This window comes from Serratia sp. Ae19-1 (assembly GCF_059801225.1).
Window position 1 is genome coordinate 325,670 of the sequence record NZ_JBCHWD010000004.1, and the last position, 17,891, is coordinate 343,560.

General features: G+C 63.1%; 12 protein-coding genes. 6 read left to right on the forward strand and 6 right to left on the reverse strand.

What is annotated here, in order from left to right:
* Nucleotides 1–22: 22 nt before the first annotated feature.
* The gene (locus tag AAIE04_RS14215) at nucleotides 23–8,545 is read left to right on the forward strand and encodes an amino acid adenylation domain-containing protein (protein ID WP_498577175.1); all 8,523 of its coding nucleotides are present in this window, start codon (nucleotides 23–25) and stop codon (nucleotides 8,543–8,545) included.
* 59 nt (nucleotides 8,546–8,604) lie between these two features.
* Entirely contained in the window at nucleotides 8,605–9,888 is a 1,284-nt protein-coding gene (entS, locus tag AAIE04_RS14220; RefSeq protein WP_498577176.1) for an enterobactin transporter EntS, read from the forward strand.
* Nucleotides 9,889–9,892: 4 nt separating this feature from the next.
* Here the strand turns inward: entS and AAIE04_RS14225 are convergent, their stop codons facing one another.
* A complete protein-coding gene (locus AAIE04_RS14225) occupies nucleotides 9,893–10,252 on the reverse strand; it encodes a winged helix-turn-helix transcriptional regulator (protein WP_019455377.1) in 360 nt (119 codons plus the stop codon).
* 102 nt (nucleotides 10,253–10,354) lie between these two features.
* Here AAIE04_RS14225 and AAIE04_RS14230 point away from each other — a divergent pair, with 102 nt between their 5' ends.
* Together AAIE04_RS14230 and AAIE04_RS14235 are read left to right on the forward strand one after the other, a co-directional pair.
* A complete protein-coding gene (locus tag AAIE04_RS14230) occupies nucleotides 10,355–10,909 on the forward strand; it encodes an NAD(P)H-dependent oxidoreductase (protein ID WP_019455376.1) in 555 nt (184 codons plus the stop codon).
* Nucleotides 10,910–11,000: 91 nt separating this feature from the next.
* On the forward strand, nucleotides 11,001–11,651 hold the full coding sequence (locus AAIE04_RS14235; RefSeq protein WP_498577177.1) for a LysE family translocator: 651 nt from the start codon (nucleotides 11,001–11,003) through the stop codon (nucleotides 11,649–11,651).
* Nucleotides 11,652–11,665: 14 nt separating this feature from the next.
* On the opposite strand, the gene AAIE04_RS14240 is transcribed toward AAIE04_RS14235, so the two are convergent.
* Complete coding sequence (locus AAIE04_RS14240) at nucleotides 11,666–12,442, reverse strand: NAD(P)H-dependent oxidoreductase (RefSeq protein ID WP_019455374.1); 777 nt, start codon at nucleotides 12,440–12,442, stop codon at nucleotides 11,666–11,668.
* 84 nt (nucleotides 12,443–12,526) lie between these two features.
* On the opposite strand from AAIE04_RS14240, the gene AAIE04_RS14245 reads away from it, so the two are divergent.
* On the forward strand, nucleotides 12,527–13,420 hold the full coding sequence (locus tag AAIE04_RS14245; RefSeq protein WP_498577178.1) for a LysR family transcriptional regulator: 894 nt from the start codon (nucleotides 12,527–12,529) through the stop codon (nucleotides 13,418–13,420).
* Nucleotides 13,421–13,433: 13 nt separating this feature from the next.
* On the opposite strand, the gene AAIE04_RS14250 is transcribed toward AAIE04_RS14245, so the two are convergent.
* The 4 genes from AAIE04_RS14250 to AAIE04_RS14265 form a co-directional block, all read right to left on the reverse strand.
* A complete protein-coding gene (locus AAIE04_RS14250; RefSeq protein ID WP_063919479.1) occupies nucleotides 13,434–13,913 on the reverse strand; it encodes a GNAT family N-acetyltransferase in 480 nt (159 codons plus the stop codon).
* A gap of 126 nt (nucleotides 13,914–14,039) precedes the next feature.
* Nucleotides 14,040–14,201, reverse strand: coding sequence for a hypothetical protein (locus AAIE04_RS14255; RefSeq protein WP_019455371.1), 162 nt, complete (start codon nucleotides 14,199–14,201; stop codon nucleotides 14,040–14,042).
* Nucleotides 14,202–14,342: 141 nt separating this feature from the next.
* Complete coding sequence (locus AAIE04_RS14260) at nucleotides 14,343–16,409, reverse strand: TonB-dependent copper receptor (protein WP_498577179.1); 2,067 nt, start codon at nucleotides 16,407–16,409, stop codon at nucleotides 14,343–14,345.
* A gap of 220 nt (nucleotides 16,410–16,629) precedes the next feature.
* The gene (locus AAIE04_RS14265; protein ID WP_071532857.1) at nucleotides 16,630–17,037 is read right to left on the reverse strand and encodes a DUF2946 domain-containing protein; all 408 of its coding nucleotides are present in this window, start codon (nucleotides 17,035–17,037) and stop codon (nucleotides 16,630–16,632) included.
* A 229-nt stretch (nucleotides 17,038–17,266) separates the two neighbouring features.
* Between AAIE04_RS14265 and AAIE04_RS14270 the strand changes: the two genes are divergently transcribed.
* A complete protein-coding gene (locus tag AAIE04_RS14270; protein ID WP_019455368.1) occupies nucleotides 17,267–17,875 on the forward strand; it encodes a class I SAM-dependent DNA methyltransferase in 609 nt (202 codons plus the stop codon).
* Nucleotides 17,876–17,891 lie beyond the last annotated feature (16 nt).

Here is a 17,891-nt window from a genome sequence, read left to right on the forward strand (position 1 = left end):
TTTGAGGAAAAGGACAGACACCATGTCAGAAACGCTTTCATTGCCGGATACTCAGGTCGAGTACCGGGATTATCCGCTGGTTGCGGCACAACCGGGGATCTGGATCGCCGATCAAATCGCGCTGCGTCGCAACAGCTTCGCCGTGGCGCATTACACCGAACTGCATGGCGATATCGATCGTCCGGCGCTGGAACGCGCGATCCGTCAGGGGCTGGCGGAAGCGGATACGGTTCAGGCGCGGTTCTTTGAGGCGCAGGACGGCCAGCCGGCACAACGCTTACCGCTCAGTGCGGATCCCGCGCGCGTGCAGGCGCCGGAGTGGTTCGATTTCAGCGCGCGGCCGGACGCCGAACAGGCGGCGCTGGCGCTGATGCACGACGATCTGGCTCAGGAATTGCCCGCTGACGGCGAGCGGCCGCTCTATCGCCATGCGCTGATCCGTATCAGCGCCGATCGCTGGTTCTGGTACCAGCGTTTTCATCACCTGACCCTGGACGGCTTCAGCTTCGAGGCCATCACGCGCCGGATCGCCGACATCTATCGCGCGCTGCGCCACGGGCTGTCGCCGGCGGCCTCGCCATTTACGCCGTTCGGCCAGGTGGTGGAAGAGTTTCAGCAATGGCAAACCTCGCCGGCGCGCCAGCGGGCGGCCGAATTCTGGCGACAGCATCTGCGCGATCTGCCGTCGCCGCTGTCATTATCGACGGAAAGCCGCGAGGTTGAACCGGGCGCCCGGCCGCTTAAACAGGCATTGGTGCTGCCTGAGTCGCTGTTTGACGCCGCATTGCGCATCGACGCGCTGCAGTCGCTGCAACCTGCCGATATCGTCACGGCCGCATTGGCGATATACCTGGCGCGCATGAGCGGTGAAACCCGCTTTTCAGTCGGTTTTCCTTTCATGCGCCGCATGGGTTCACAAGCGCTGGCGGCGGCCGGCCCAGTGGTTAACGTGCTGCCGCTGCTGCTGAACGTGACGCCGGAGATGTCGCTGGCGGAGGTCTGCCAGTCGACCGCAGCGGAAATCAAACAGGCGCGCCGCCATCAACGCTATGAAGCGGAGCAGATCAAACGCGACCTCGGCCTGGTCGGCGGCCATCAAGAGCTGTACGGCCCGGTGATTAACGTCAAGGTTTACCACAGCGCCTTGTCCTTCGACGGTCAGGCGGCCGTTACCCATACACTGGCGATGGGGCCGGTCGATGATCTGGAGTTTGAGATCGGCTTTCGCAACGGCGTGCTGACGCTGTCGTTGGTGGCCAACCCGGCCAAATACTCGCCGCGTACATTACACTGTCACGCAGAGCGCATCGGCCATTGGCTGCAGCAGCTGGCGCGGCAACCGCAGCAACCGATCGGACAGCTGGCGTTAATCAGCGAAGGGGAACGGCGTCAACTCGCGGCCTGGGGACGCGGCGCTGAACTGACGCCGCCGGCGGGCATGATCTCGATCATGGACGCTTTCCAGCGTCAGGTTGAGCGGCAGCCCGAGGCGTTGGCGGTGGTCTGCGGCGATGTGCGACTCAGCTACCGTCAGCTCTGCGAACGGGTGATGCAACTGGGGCGTGTGCTGATCGAAAGCGGCATCGGCGCCGAAGACGTGGTGGCCATCGGCATTCCGCGTTCGGTGGACACGCTGGTTGCGCTGTTCGGCGTGCTGGCCAGCGGCGCGGCCTATATGCCGCTCGATCTGGACTATCCGCGTGAACGCCTGACGCTGATGTGCGACGACGCGCGGCCGGTGATGTTGCTGACCCACCGCGCCACGCAGGTAAACATGCCGGATCTGCCGCAGGTGCTGTGCCTGGACGACGCATCGTGCCTGGCGCGCTGCGCGGCCGCCGAAGCCACGCCGATAACGGACGAAGAGCGGCGTGCGCCGCTGAATGAAGCGCATCTCGCCTACATGATTTACACCTCCGGTTCGACCGGCAAACCCAAGGGCGTGATGTCCACCCACCGCGGGCTGCTGAACCTGTTCTTGTCGCATCAGGCCTCGCTGTTTGGCCCGGCGATTGAAAAATTCGAGATCCGCCACGCGCGGCGTCTGCGCGCCGGCCATACCGCCTCGTTCTCTTTCGACTCCTCCTGGGAACCGCTGTTCTGCATGATGATGGGCAGCGAACTGGTCATCTTCGATGAGGAGCTGCGCCGCGATCCCTGGGCGCTGCTCGAACAAACCCAAAAGACGCCGATCGATCTGCTGGACATCACGCCGTCGTTCTTCTCGCAGTTGGTGGACTGCGGTCTGCTGAAGGGGCAGTTCCCGCTGCCGTCGTTCGTGATGATTGGCGGTGAGGCGGCGACGCCGACGCTGTGGAACCTGATGCAACAGCATCCGGAGGTGGAGATCCACAATTATTACGGCCCGTCCGAATACACCGTCGATACCCTCGGCGCGCCGGTCACGGCCGCCGATCAGCCGGTGATCGGTCGCCCCCTCGCCAATACCTCCGTCTGGCTGCTCGACAGCCGCCTGCAGCCGGTGCCGATCGGCGCGGCGGGCGAGCTGTACATTTCCGGCAAGGGCATCGCGCGCGGTTACCTGCGGCGCCCGGATCTGACGGCGGCGCGCTTTGTCGCCAACCCGTTCGTCGACGGCGAGGTGATGTACCGCAGCGGCGATCTGATGCGCTGGAGCGCGGAGGGGCAGCTGGTGTTCATTGGCCGTACCGATCACCAAATCAAGGTGCGCGGTTTCCGCGTCGAGCTGGGTGAGGTGGAAAGCGCACTGGCCGCCTTGCCGGACGTGGGGCGGGCGGTGGTGATCGCCGAGCCGATCGGCGCCACCTATCGTCTGATCGGCTACTGTTCGGTGCAGGATGACGCGCGCCGCGCCTCGCCGGCGCTGCAAAGCGAGCTGATGGGGCAGTTGGCGCAACGGCTGCCGGATTATATGGTGCCGGCGATCCTGGTGGTGATGCCAGAGCTGCCGCTCAACGTCAACGGCAAGATTGACCGTCAGGCGCTACCCAAACCGCAGGAGACGCTGGCGCAAAGCATCCGCGAGCCGGCCACCGAGCAGGAAAGGCTGATTTGCCACGCCATGGCGCAGCTGCTGGGCATGGATCGCGTCGGCGCCGACGACGATTTCTTCGCGCTCGGCGGTGACAGCATTTCGGCGATGGGGCTCGGCACCGCCCTGCGGCGCAAAGGCTATCTGCTGCGCCCGCGCGAAATCTTCGCGCTGCACACCCCGGCACGCATGGCGCAGGCGCTGCAGCCGCTGGCCGCCGACTCTCAGGCCCCTCGCAGCGTGCAGCAAGGCCCGATCGACGGGCTGCCGATCCTGCACTGGTTTGCCGAGACGGGCGAGCTTCATCGCCGCTTCGCGCACGGCGTTTTCCTGCGCGTGCCTGCCGAGCTGCAACCGGAACAGCTGCGCTATGCGTTGGAACAGCTGCGCGCGGCGCACCCGGCGCTGGGCGCGCGGATCCGCGATGGCCAGTTGGTGGTTGAAACCGCCGCCGCCGGTGAGCTGATGCAGGTTGATACCGTATCCGGTGAGCTGGAACTAGCGGCGGAGCAGGCGTTTGATGCCGCGCTTGGCCATCTCGATCCGGCGGCCGGCGCCATGATGCAGGCGAGGTTGTTGCAACGGAATGGCGAGAGCCTCGGGCTGGTGCTGGCGATTCACCACCTGGTGGTCGACGGCGTTTCCTGGCGCATCCTGCTCGACGAGCTGAGGCAGGTGGCCGACGGCGCCATGCAGGGGCAGCCGATTATGCTGCCGCCGGAAGAGACTTCGCTCTATGAATGGTCCGCGCGTTTACGGGCCGACGCTGAACGCCGGGAAACCGAGCTGCCGTTCTGGCGGCGGATGCTGGCGGACGGCACACCGCGCTTGGGGCGCCGCGCGCTGGATCCGCAGACCGATCGCACCGGCGACGTGTCGGAAAAACGCACGCTGCTCGACAGCCGGTTGACCGCTGCGCTGCTGGGCGCATTGCCGCAGGGGTACCGCGCTCAGGTTGAAGAGATCATGCTGTGCGCGCTGGCGCTGGCCTGCCGTCGTCGTTTCCAGGCCGCTTCGCTGCGCTTCTCTTTGGAGTCGCACGGCCGCGCCGAACTGGACGACGGCCTCGATCTGGCGCGCACCGTCGGCTGGCTGACGGCGGAGTATCCGCTGTGCATCGAGCTGCATGACGCCGAGCACCACGAGGCCGTGCGCGCGGTGAAGCGGGTGACGCGAGCGGTGGCCGATCGCGGCGTCGGTTACGGCCAGCTGCGCTATCTGCATCCGCAGCGTGACGAACTGGCGGCGCTGGCGCAACGCAACGCGCCGGAGATCCTGTTCAACTACCTCGGGCGCTTCAGCCAGGATGAGGGGCACTGGACGCCGCAACGCAGTCAGACTCGCTTCCGCGATGCCTTCGCCGTGGCGCAGGATGCGCAGCAGGCGCTGTCGTATGGCCTGGAAGTGAATATCTTTGTCGAAGAGCGGCGCGACGGCGCCTGCCTGGCGATCAACTGGAGCTGGCTGGAGGGGATTTTCAGCGAGAGCGACATTGCGGAATTGCATAACGGCATCGAGCAAGCGGTGCGCGCACTGTGCGAATTTGCCGAGCTGCATCCCGAACGGGCTGCAGCGACGTTGGTGGCGGCCGAGATCGCACAGCCGAACGTCGACGATGAGGCGCTGCGCGCCTGGGAGCGCGAATATGGACCGTTGACCGCCGCGCTGCCGCTGTTGCCGTTGCAACACGGCCTGCTGTTCCATGCGCAGACTGCGCAGCAGGGCGGCAGCTATAACTCGCTGACGCGCCTGAGCCTCTGCGGCGAACTGGACGCTCATCACCTTCAGCAGGCGCTGGATGCGGTGATTCGCCGCCATCCGCAGCTGGCCGCCCGATTCAACCGCGAGGGCGAGCCGTTGCAGCTGATTCCACAGCTCAGTCAACGGGCAACCCATTGGCCGCTATACAGTCACGCACTGCCGCCGCTGTCCGCCGAACAAGAGGCGCAGGCGCTGCATGAACTGGAGCAGGAAGAACTGCGGCGCGATCTGTTTAATCAGCCGGGCGCAATGCTGCACGCGCGGCTGGTCAAACACGGCGACAGTGAACGCTACACGCTGTTCCTTAATGCGCATCACCTGATCGTCGACGGCTGGTCGACGCCGGTGGTGCTCAACGATCTGATGCTCGCATTGCGCGAGGGGGAATCGGCGCTGCCGCCGCTGCGCTCGAACTATGCCGATATCGTTCGCCGCCTTACCGCACGGGATGCCGACGCCTCGCGCCGCATCTGGCGCGAAACGCTGCAGGATGTGCGGCCGACATTGTTGTTCGGTGAAGCGCAGGACGATCGTGTGCACGAGCTGGAAATGACGCTGCCGCCGGCGGAGGAAAGGCGTTTGCTGACCCTGTGCCGCGAACGCGGGTTGACGCTCAATACCCTGATGCAGGGCATCTGGGCGTTGCAGCTGGCCAGCGCTTGCGGCCATCAGGACGTGGTGTTCGGCTCGCCGGTTTCCGGCCGCTTTGGCCAGATCGATGGAGTGGAAGAGCACGTCGGTCTGTTCAGCAATACGCTGCCGGTGCGGGTGTGTCTGCAGCACGATCGTTCGTTGACGGAACAACTGATCGAGCTGCAACACCGGCAGATTGAACTGCTGGAGCACGACGATTTGGGGCTGGGGGAGATCCAGCACCTGGCCGGGGCGGGTACGCTGTTCGATACGCTGTTGGTGGTGGAAAACTACCCGGACAACGACGAACTGCTGGGCGGCGCAGGTGCGCTGCGCTGCGACGCCATCCGCAACAAAGGCTACACCCACTATCCGCTGACGCTGCTGGTACTGCCGGGCGAGCGTTTGCGCCTGCTGCTGGAATGCCGCTCTTCGGTGCCGCAGCCTGAACGCTTCGCCGCGCGGCTGATGGCGCTGCTGCAACAGTGGATAGCGCAGCCGGATCTGCCGCTGCCGCGTTGGCAACTGCAAACGCCGCAGGAACAGGCGCTGATTGCCGCGGTCAACCGCACCGGTCAGGCGGTGGCGGACACCACCTTGCATCGGGCGATCGCCGATCAGGCGCGGCGCACGCCGGAACGCATCGCGCTGCAGGATGCCGGGCACAGCCTCAGCTACCTTGACATGCAGCGCCAGGCCGCACTGTTGGCCGAACGGTTGACGGCGGCCGGCATTCAGCCGGGCGATATCGTCGCGGTGGCGTTGCCGCGATCGGTGCGCCTCAGCCTGGCGCTGACGGCGATTGTGCAGACCGGCGCCGCCTGGCTGCCGCTGGATACCGGTTACCCGGACGAGCGGCTGGCCTACATGGTGGAAGACGCCAAACCGCGGCTGATTATCACCGAAAGCGCGTTGGACGCCCGCTTTGCCGCACTGGCGCCGACGTTGCTGTTCGATGCGCTGGACGACAGCGGCCGCGAACCTGCGCCGCGCCCACCGGCGGGGAACGGCGATTATCCTGCCTACGTGCTGTATACCTCCGGCTCTACCGGACGGCCGAAAGGCGTGGTGGTGAACCACCGGGCGATCGTCAACCGTCTGTTTTGGATGCAGCATGAGTATTCGCTCGATGCGCAGGATGTGGTATTGCAGAAAACGCCGTGCAGCTTCGACGTTTCCGTCTGGGAGTTCTTCTGGCCGCTGATGGTCGGCGCGCGCCTGGTGATGGCGCCGCCGGAGGCGCACCGCGATCCGCAGGCGCTGACGACGTTGATCGACGACTATGGCGTGACCACGCTGCATTTCGTTCCGTCCATGTTGGCTATCTGGGTGGAGGCGCTGAACGAACGTGCACCGCAACGCGCCGCCGCCAGCCTGGAACGCGTGTTCTGCAGCGGCGAGGCGCTGTCGTGTGAACTGGCTTCCCGCTATCAGGCGTTAGTCGCCGCGCCGCTGCATAACCTGTACGGTCCGACGGAGGCGGCGGTCGATGTCACTTACCAACCGGCGTCCGGTGCGGCCCTGGCGGCGGTGAGCGGCGCCGGCGTGCCGATCGGCAAACCGGTCTGGAACACTCAACTGAGCATTCTCGACGCCATGCTGCGGCCGGTGCCCGTCGGCTGCGCCGGCGATCTCTACCTGCGCGGCATTCAGCTGGCCGATGGCTATCTGCATCGGCCGGGGCTGACGGCGCAGCGGTTTGTCGCCGATCCCGCCGGCAATGGCGCCCGCATGTATCGCACCGGCGATATCGCCCGCTGGCTGGAAGACGGCAGCGTCGAGTATTTGGGCCGCAGCGACGATCAGCTGAAGATCCGCGGCCAGCGCATCGAGCTGGGTGAAATCGAGCAGGCGCTGCTGGCACAGCCGGGTGTCGCGCAGGCGGCGGTACACGCCATCGAACTGGGCGAGGGCGCGACGGGGCTCGGCGGCGCCGATATGCGGCAGTTGGTCGCCTGGCTGATCGCCCAACCGGGCGTGACGCTGGATACCGGCGTGCTGCATCAGGCGCTGGAGGCGCGTTTGCCGGCGCATATGATGCCGGTCAGCTATGTCATGACCGACAGTTTCCCGCTCAGCGCCAGCGGCAAGCTGGATCGCAAGGCGTTGCCGCGGCCGCAGCTGACCCCGCAGAGCGGTCGCGCGCCGCACAGCGACAGCGAGCGCCTGCTGGCGGCGCTGTTCGGGGAACTGCTGGGGCGCGCGACGGTGTATGCCGACGACGACTTCTTCGCACTGGGCGGCCATTCGTTGCTGGCGATGCGCCTGGCGGCTGAGCTGCGGCGGCGCGTCACCCGACCGTTGAGCGTCGGGCAGATCATGTTCGCCCGCAGCCTGGAGAAGATGGCGCACCTGCTCGATGATGCGCAGGCGGCCAACTCGGCCGAAAGCCGCGGCGTCGGCGAGTGTCTGCAGCTGCGGACCGGCCAAGGCCCGGCGCTGTTCTGTCTGCATCCGGCTTCCGGTTTCGCCTGGCAGTATTCGGGGCTGAGCCGTTATCTGCCGGGGAACTATCCGATTATCGGCCTGCAGTCGCCAAGGCCGGATGGTGCCATCGCCACCTGCGAGGATATCGAGCAGATGGTCGATCGTCATCTCGCCACTCTGCGCCGCATGCAGCCGCAGGGGCCGTATTACCTGCTGGGCTATTCGCTTGGCGGCACGCTGGCGCATTCGATGGCCGCGCGTCTGCAGCAGCAGGGCGAAGAGGTGGCGTTCCTCGGCATGCTGGATACCTATCCGCCGGAAGGTCAGGATTGGACCGGCCCCAGCGAAGAGGAGGCGCAGAAAGAGGTGGCGCAGGAGCAGGCAGAGTTTATGGCGGAAGATCATGGCGATCCGGCGCTGATGGCGGAGAAGGCGGCGATGTTCGACAGCATTGTCGCCAACTACCGCGATGCGGTGCGCATTCTGTCTCAGGCGCGCAGTCGGCGTTTCCACGGTACGGCGACGCTGTTTGTCGCCGACCGGACGCTGCCGCCAGAGATGGATATCAACGCCGTGTGGGCGCCGTATCTGGATGGTCTGATCTGCCATCACCAAGGCTGCGAGCACGCCGACATCCTGTCGCCGGCCTCGCTGGAGACGCTCGGGCCGCTATTGCATGAGTTGCTGACGCGGCGCTACGGGTTGGTATAACGCAACCGGGCCGGGCGCGTGCGTACCGGCCCGTACTAAAACATCAAATGCAGGACATTATGGCCAGACCTTCTTTTTTTCTTGATTTCAGTTTGCTGAGAAGCAATGCGCATTTTCGCGCGATTTTCTGCGCCCGCATGCTGTCGGTGTTTTCCCTCGGCATGTTGGCGGTGGGGGTGCCGATTCAGATCCAGGCCATGACCGGCTCCACGTTGCAGGTGGGGGTCGCGGTGGCGCTGGACGGCGTAGGCATGTTTATCGGCCTGATGCTGGGCGGCGTGCTTGCCGATCGCTACGATCGCCGCAAGCTGATCCTGTTTGCACGCGGCACCTGCGGGCTGGGCTTTGTCGCCCTGAGTCTGAACGCCTTCGCCCCGGCGCCGTCGCTGTGGGCGCTCTATCTGCTGGCGGCCTGGGACGGATTCTTCGGCGCGCTCGGCATGACGGCGCTGATGGCGGTGATCCCGCTGCTGGTCGGGCGTGAGAACCTGGCGGCGGCGGGGGCCTTGAGCATGGTGACGGTGCGCATCGGCGCTATTCTGGCGCCGGCGCTGGGCGGGATTATCATCGTGTTCGGCGGCGTGGGGCTGGCGTTCGCCGTGGCGGCGGCCGGGACGCTGGGCACCCTGGTTCCGCTGGTGCGCTTGCCGACGTTATTGCCGCAGCATCAGGAACCGGAACACCCGCTGCGCGCGCTCGCCAGCGGTTTCCAGTTTGTCTGGCGCAATAAGGTGGTCGGTTCGGTGGTGTTGCTGGGGATGCTGATGAGCATCGTCGGCGCTGTCAGGGTGCTGTTTCCGGCGCTGGCGCAGGACGCTTACCACGTCGGCGAGTCCTCTATCGGCCTGATGTACTCTGCGGTGCCGCTGGGGGCGATGCTGGGCGCGCTGACCAGCGGTTGGGTGGGGCGATACGCTCGTCCCGGCGTACTGATTCTGGTCGCCGCCATCGTCGCGTTTACCGCTATCGCTTCGCTGGGGCTGTTCAGCCACCTGGCGCCGGCGCTGCTGGCACTGGTGTGTTACGGCTACGCCAATGCCATCGCTTCGCTCCTGCAGTTCATGCTGATCCAGAGCAACACGCCGGATCATCTGTTGGGCAGGGTCAACAGCCTCGGCACCGCCCAGGACGTAACCGGCGATTCGATCGGCGCCTTAGGGCTCGGCGTACTGGGCAGAGTGTTCACTCCGTTGATGAGCGTGCTGTCGTTTGGCGCGTTCGCCGCAGTGCTCGGCGTGCTGGTGGCCTTCAGCGTGCGTACGCTGCGCCAGTGCCGGCCGGCGGACGCGTTGGTCGAGCACGATGAGCCCGCTGCGGCAACCTCAGCGGCGGCGGACAACTAACCCCTCACGGCGCCGGCTGTTCCGGCCGGTGCCGTTCTCCCCACTGGCACATCATGTCGATCACCGGGATCAGCGAACGCCCGCGCTCGGACAGGCTGTACTCCACCTTGGGCGGGATCTGCGGGTACTCCTTTCTCACCACCAGGCGGTCTTTTTCCAGCTCTTTCAACGTCGAACTCAGCGTTTTGTACGAAATGGTGCCGATGCAGCGCTGCAGTTCGTTGAAGCGCAATACCGGCTTATACAGCGCCAGCCAATAAAGAATAATCATTTTGTATTTGCCGTTGATCACCGACAGGGTGTAGCCATAGCCGGTGTCTTCAAGGCTGATGCCCGTTGGGCTGCAGCGGGATTCGGCGGTCATTTTATACTTTCTCCGGGGTAAGTATGTGTCGTGAGTGTGCGTATTTTACATTCTGCCAGCATACCCTAAGATGCGTCGAAACACCTGTCTGGAGAGATCAGTATGAAAACGTTAGTGGTAGTGACCCACCCCGATATGGCGAATTCGGTGGTGAACAAGCGTTGGCTGGAGGAACTGCGGCGCTATCCGGCGCGCTATACCGTGCACGAACTGCATCAGGCCTATCCGGACTGGCGGATCGACGTCGCCAGGGAACAGCAACTGATTGAAGCGCATGACAACATCGTGCTGCAGTTTCCGATTTACTGGTTCAGCAGCCCGCCGCTGCTGAAAAAATGGCTGGACGACGTGCTCACCTACGGCTGGGCCTACGGTTCCCGCAGCGGTTACAAGATGCAAAACAAGAAGCTGGCGCTGGCGGTCACGGCGGGCGTGCGCGCAGAAGATTATGCGCGCGCAGGGCGCTATCGCTACTCGCTGGAGGAAATCTTTCGGCCGTTTGAAGTAACCGCCGGTTACGTGCGGGCCGACTATGCCTCGTTCTTCGCCTTTTACGGCAAAGAGACGGCTTCGGACGGGGCGACAGAACAGGTTCAGCAGCATGAGCTGGACAGCAGCGCACAGGGCTACCAGGCATTTCTCGCCGCCCTGAATTAACGATACTCCCCGGATGCGCCTGATAGTGCTGTTGCGAATGTCCGGGGAGGATTATGATTAGCGGATCCTTTGACTCGCCGGTGATAACCCCATGCCTTCGGCCGAAACGTTCATTGCTTTTCTGATTGCGCTTACCCTCCTGGAACTGTCACCCGGACCGGACATGATGCTCACCCTGGCCAGAGGCATCGGCCAAGGCCGCCGCATCGCGCTGCTCAATGTTTTCGGCATGGTTTTTGTCGCCGGCATGGTGCAGGTTTCCATGCTGGTGCTCGGTCTCGCCACGCTGCTGCATACTTATCCGCTGGCGTTGGACGTATTGCGCTGGGTCGGAGCCGCCTATTTGGTCTGGCTGGGGATAAAAATGCTGAAGGTAAGCCGTCAGCCTGCCAATGCGGTATTGAAACCCCGGACGATGACCGGGCGGCAGGCGGTGAAAGAAGGGGCGATTAACAGCCTGACCAACCCTAAATCGCTGCTGTTCATGTTTGCTTTCCTGCCGCAGTTTGTTAACCCTGAAATCGGGCCGGTTTGGGTGCAATTGCTCGTTTTGGGCTCTATTCAGAAACTGGCCGGGATCCTTTCGCTGGGCTCTGTCGCCATGGCCGCCGGCACTGTGGGGCAATGGCTCGCCCGTAATCCCCGTTGGTTGGTGTGGCAGCAGAGATTTACGGGCGTGGTGATGATGGGATTGGGCGCCAAACTCCTGCTTGGGGGCGGTGCCGCGTCAGCGCCGCGATAATGGCGCGGCTCGCGCTATTTCAGGTGAATGCTAAAGCCGCGTTGCCCCGGCGCAAGGGGGTCCTTTAACGTCAGCTGCGGGATCAGATAGTCCCCGGCATTCTGTCGCCGAAATGGGATTGGATCGGCGTTCCACAGATTATCCAGCCGCTGCCCGAGCCGCTCGCACAGATCGGCGAAGCGCGTCTCGTCGGTCTTTCCGGCGCGGTAGGTGACGAACGGCGGCAACACCTCGAAGCCCGGGTAATGCAGCATGCCGTGCTGGATCGGAAACAGGATATCGTCGATCGGCCCGTTGATGCCGCGCGGGGCGTAATGGGATTCCCACCCGCCGGCGCTGACGATCAGCATGGCTCGTTTGCCCGCCAACATCCCTTCGCCGTAACGGTCGCCCCAATGCGTATCGGAATGCTCACCAACGCCGTAGGCAAAACCATAGGCATAGACGCGATCGACCCAACCTTTCAGGATCGCCGGCATCGAGAACCACCACAGCGGAAACTGCAGCAGCACCGCGTCCGCCCAGCGCAGCTTTTGTTGCTCCCGTTCGATGTCGGCGCTCTGCACGCCGCTGGCGTACGCACGCTTCGAATCCAGCGAAGGATCGAAACGGGGCCCTGAAGCACCTTCCTGGCTGTCCTCGGCGTCGATCGCCGCTTTCCAGCGCATGGCGTACAGATCGGAAACCTGCACCTGATGGCCGGCCTGCGTCAGGCGTTCAACGGCGAAGTTTTTCAGTGAGCCAGTCAGCGACTGCGGCTCCGGGTGGGCGTAAACAATCAACACATTCATAACAGCTCTCCTTGGTGTGAGAGCTGCAGGTTAGGGCGTTAGTAGGTATATTAGAAATGAATTACCGTTATCCCAGGTATAACTATGAATAATTTAAGGCGACTGGATCTCAACCTGCTGGTGACGCTCGACGCGTTGCTGGCGGAGCACAACGTGACGCGTGCGGCGCAGCGGCTCAATTTCTCCCAACCGGCGGTCAGCGTGCATCTCGCCAAACTGCGGGCGATCTTTGACGATCCGCTGCTGCTGCCTGGCCCGCGCGGCATGCGTCCGACCGCCAGAGCGGAGCAGCTGCGGGAACCGTTACGCCAGGCCTTGGCGGCGCTCGAGTTGGCGGTAACGCCGGCCACGCCTTTCGATCCTGCCGTGGCGAACGATACCTGGCGCGTTGCCGCCTTCGACTATGGCGAATCCACCATCGTGCTGCCGGCGCTGCAGGGTTTGCGAACCGCGGCGCCCGGCACCCGACTGGCGGTGCTGGAAATCGCGCCGGCACGTCTCGCCAAACTGGCGGAACAGGGAGAGATCGATCTGGCGTTTCACACCCGCGAAGGCGCGCCGCCCGGTCTGCGTCAGCGCACGCTGTTCAGTGAACGCTATGTGCTGGTGGGCAGAGTCGGCCACCCCAAGCTGCATGAAAACCTGACGCTGGCGCAATTTTGCGAACTGGAGCAGGTGATGGTCTCGCCGGACGGCGGCGGCTTCTACGGCATGACCGATCGGGCGCTGGCGGACGTGGGGCTGACGCGGCGCGTGGTGCTTTCGGTGCCGCATTTTCTGTTCGTCATCTCCGTACTGACGCAATCCGATTTGGTGGCGATGTTGCCGGAGCGGCTGGTGCGCAACCAGCCTCTATTGCAGCAGATCACGCCGCCGCTGGCGGTGCCAGGCTTTGAAATGACCATGCTGTGGCACGAACGATCGCATAGAGATCCCGCTCACCGGTGGTTGCGGGATCATATCCTGCGTTCCGTGTGAGCGGCTTGACAGATTAAACGGAAAAGCGCTTTTTGATTCTGTCGACCGGCGTGCCATCGCTGAGCGGCACCTGCAGCAAACGATCGTAATCGCGAAAGCCCATTTTTTGATAATAGGCGAGGCCGCCGACGTTATCCGCCCGAATGGTGGCGTTGATGTGCTTGAAACCGTGCGACTTCGCCGCCGCTAACGTTGCGGGAAACAGCGCGCTGCCGACGCCACGCACCTTCGGCGACAGGCGAGAGAAGGTGGCAATATCTGCGGTATCGGACGGCAGGGCATCGTCAACGCTCAGCGACTGGAAGCCCACCAACAGTCCATCCACCTCCGCGACCTGGCAACTCAGCGCATTGATGCCGCTGATGAACCATTCGCTGAATTCGGCTGGGGTGAGGGGCGTTTCTATCGCGGTCGTGCCACCGGCGCTGATCACCTCATTCAATAACTGCGTCAGCGCTTCAGCATCTTGCGGGGTTATCGTTCTGATCTTCATTGCGTTGCTATCTCCTCCACAGGGGTTTCAGGCGTAATGAATCTGCTGGAACCATCGAAAGAAGATAGACGCAGGCGTCCGGCAATGAAATACCGGAACGTGCGGGACAAAAAACAGCGCGGGAAATTACATGAACAGGAAGCGGTCGGCCAACGGAACGCCGCGCTCGAGGCGTGGTGGCAGCGCGTCGTCGCGATCGTCAGGCTGGGCAGCCTGTGGCGCGACATCTTCGGCTTTTTCAATCATCAGCTCGCCGAGCAGGGCCAGAAAACGAGTGAGCTTTTGCATATTCCCTCCGGATCGGTGATTAGGCTAAGCGTGATAGTAATCGCCGCTAAACCGGATGGGAAAAACTTAAAACTCATATCCTAAGAACCGGATCGCATATCGCTTGACCGGGCGACGGTTGCCCATCGCCCGGTGAACGGCTTAGAAGGTGACGTTAACCTTGGCCCACAGAGTGCGGCCCGGTTCATTCACCGCGCTGTTGGCCGAATAGCCGAAGGCGCTGTTGCCCGCCAGGTTGAGGTGCTCGCTGTAGGTCTTGTTCAGGATGTTATCCAGACCGGCGCTCAGCTTGACGTTCTTATTCAGCTTGTAGGCGGCGTTGGCGGACAGCACGCCGAAGCCGGCGCTATCGGCAAAGTCTTTGCCCACCACGTTGCCTTCGTTGATCGCCACGCGGTGCTGGCTGCTGACCAGACGCCACAGGCCGGTGCCGCTCCAGTCGCCGTACTCGTAGGTCAGGCCCAGGCGCGCTTCCAGCGGCGGGATCTGCGGCAGCGGGCGGCCGTCGCTGGTGTTTTTACCCCAGGAGTAGGCCAGGCTGGCGTCGGCTTTCCAGTGTTCACTCAGCTGGTAGCCCATGCCCATTTCACCGCCCATAATGTTGGCGTTGACGTTATCGGCCTGGCTGAGGCGCGCGTTGTGCGGATCGTATTTGAACAGGATGAAATCATCGACCCGGCCCAGGTAAGCGGAGACCCAACCGTTGAAGCGCTTGCCGTTGTACTGCGCGCCGATATCGAGTTGCGTGGTTTTCTCGCTCTTGACGCTGGCGAACGGATCTTTGCTGCCGTTCGGACCCAGCTTCGGCGAGAACAGCTCCCAGTAATCCGGGAAACGTTCGGTATAACCGACGCCGGCGTACAGCATCAGCGGCAGATCGGCCAGCGTATGCTCAAGGCGCATAAAGCCGCTCGGCAGCGTATCTGAACGCTCCACATCGTTGCCATTGCGGAAGTTCTCCACCAGGGTGCGGTCAAGACGCGCGCCGCCGATCAGCTTATCCTGCTCGCTGGTGGACCAGGTCAGTTCGCTGAAGGCGCCGTAGCTGTTGAACTGGGCGTCTTTTTCCCAGCTGCCGCGGCTCATGCTGCGATGGGTGTTGGTCTGGGTGTCCATACCGCTTTCAAGCTTCACGTCCTGCCACTGCCAGGTACCCATCACGCGGCCGCCGACGGTGCGGCGATCGAGCTGCATCGTCATGCCGGAAGACATCATATGCCCGCCGTGGCCGCCCATGCTCATGCCGCCATGCCCCCCGTGGCCGCCCATGCCGCCGCTGCCCGGCGAGCGCAGGGTCACGTTGTCCATCACGTGGTTGGCGTAGTTGTAGTAGACCTGCGCTTCAAGCTTATCCAGCACCTCGCCGATGTTGGATTTTTCCACCCGCATGCCCAGGCTTTCGCGCTTGAACTGCGAACCGTCCATGCTGCGGCCGGCATAGCGCGCTTCGCCGTTGCCGCGGCCCATGGTCACTTCCAGCAGCGTATCGTTGTCCGGCGTCCAGCCGAGCGCCAGATCGCCGTTCCACTTGTCCCAGCGCGACGGCACGCGCGTATTGGTGCCGTCCTGATAGTCGTTGGAACGGGATTTGTTGGCCATCACCCGCAGATAACCTTGTTCGGCGCCGAGGCTGGCGTCGATATTCTCATCCCAGCGGCCGTTGGAACCGGTCAGCACGCTGGCGTTGCCCTTGATGCCCGGCTTGTCGAAGCGCGGGCGTTCACGCTCGAAACGCACCGTGCCCGCCGACGATCCCGGCCCCCACAGCACCGTCTGCGGCCCTTTGGTGATGGTCAACAGATCGAAACTTTCCGGCGAGATATAAGAGGTGGGCGCATCCATCCGCGACGGGCAGGCGCCCAACATTTCCGAACCGTCGGTGAGGATCTTCAGCCGCGAACCGAACATGCCGCGGAACACCGGATCGCCGTTGGTCCCACCGTTGCGGATCTGCGAAAAGCCGGGGATGGTTTTCAGGTAATCCGAGCCGTCGCTGGCCGGCACCGGCTGGCGCGGTGTTTTCGGCGAGGTGACGATGGTCAGCGGTGAGTAGAGCGGCGCGCTGACGGTGATCACATCGGCATCATTAGTCTGGACCTCGGCAGGGTGTTGGTGCGCCTGCGCCGCGTGGCCGGCCAGCAGAAACAGCGGCATGGCGGTAGTGATAGCGCGGGTAACGGCATTCTTTTTATACGTCGGTTTAAACATCATCTTTCCTTAAGCTAACTCTTTTCCGTGCTTGGCCGAGGGATTATTCAGGCGTGGGGCGGCCTGGCGAAAATCACCATCGGGAAATACGGGGGTTAATTCCATCAACATGGAAATAACCGGGCTAATAATGTCGTCTCGATGCATAACCATTGGGCGAATTAATTCCGCCGCGTTGAAGCGATCAACGGCTAATACGGAGAACGGCAATAGGCTTATTTTAAAATCTGAGGAAAGAGACGGGGGGCGCGCGCGGCTGTAATTCGGTGTGAACAACGTGGGCAAACAGGGGAACGAGATAGTGGATCGGCGGCGGCCGCGAGGCCAGCGATTGGGACCAGAACAGCGGGGCGTGGCTCACGTCCAGCAGCGGCGCGTGCAGCAACAGCACGCAGTAGCCGCAGGCGCTGTCGTCCATCATCATCGCCATGTTGTGGTGGCCGCCGCCGTGCTGCATCTGCGGCGGCGCGGCTTTTTCAGGTTCAGGCGGCGGCGAGTGCATCCCGTGATGCATCGGCATCTCCATGCCGCAGTCCGCCATGACGGTCGTTCCAGCACTTCCGGCGCGCACATGCTCCAGGGATCGCGAGACCACCGGCGCAATGAACAGCATCAGAATGGCAAACATCCCTAACCAGGCGGCGGCCCGATTTCGCGATGCAGGGGGCTGAATTAACGACACAATCAACCTAAAAAAAGGGTTAACACAGGGTAGGGAATTGTACTGGTTTATGTCGAAATGTTAAAACCTTTTATTTCTGGTCAACGGTCTGTTGATGAATATATTATCGAATGAGCGCTTTAATTCTGACCAGCGGCTATTTTTTTTCGCCAATAACGTGACGGGGACAATATTAATGACGGAAAAACTGGCGAGCACCATTATCCCGCTTTATGACGAACATGCTGCCGCCTGGGAACGCCTCAGGTCCACCACGCTGTTTGAACGGCCGTGGCTCGACCGCTTTTTGCAGCTGGCTCCGGCCAATGCGCGGCTGCTGGATCTCGGCTGCGGCAATGGTACGCCGATCGCCGCCTATTTTATCGATCAAGGGTATCGGGTGACCGGCATCGACAGCTCCCAGGCGATGATTGCGCGCTGCCGGCAACGTTTTCCGCAGCAAGAATGGCGGCAGACGGATATGCGCCAGCTGGATTTGGCGGTCAGGTTCGACGGCCTGCTGGCCTGGGACAGTTTCTTTCATCTGGCGCGCGACGATCAGCGCCGCATGTTTCCGCTGTTCAGACGGCATGCCAATCCGCATGCCGCACTGATGTTCACCAGTGGCCCTGCAGACGGCGTGGCGATCGGCAGCTTCGAAGGCCAGCCGTTGTTTCACGCCAGCCTGGCGCCGGAAGAGTATAGGCGCTTATTGCAGGAGAACGGCTTCCGCGTGGTCGACCATATCGTGGAAGATCCCGCCTGCGGGGGGAGAACGGTGTGGCTGGCGCAGGTTGATGAGTGACAATGTCACGGTCGGG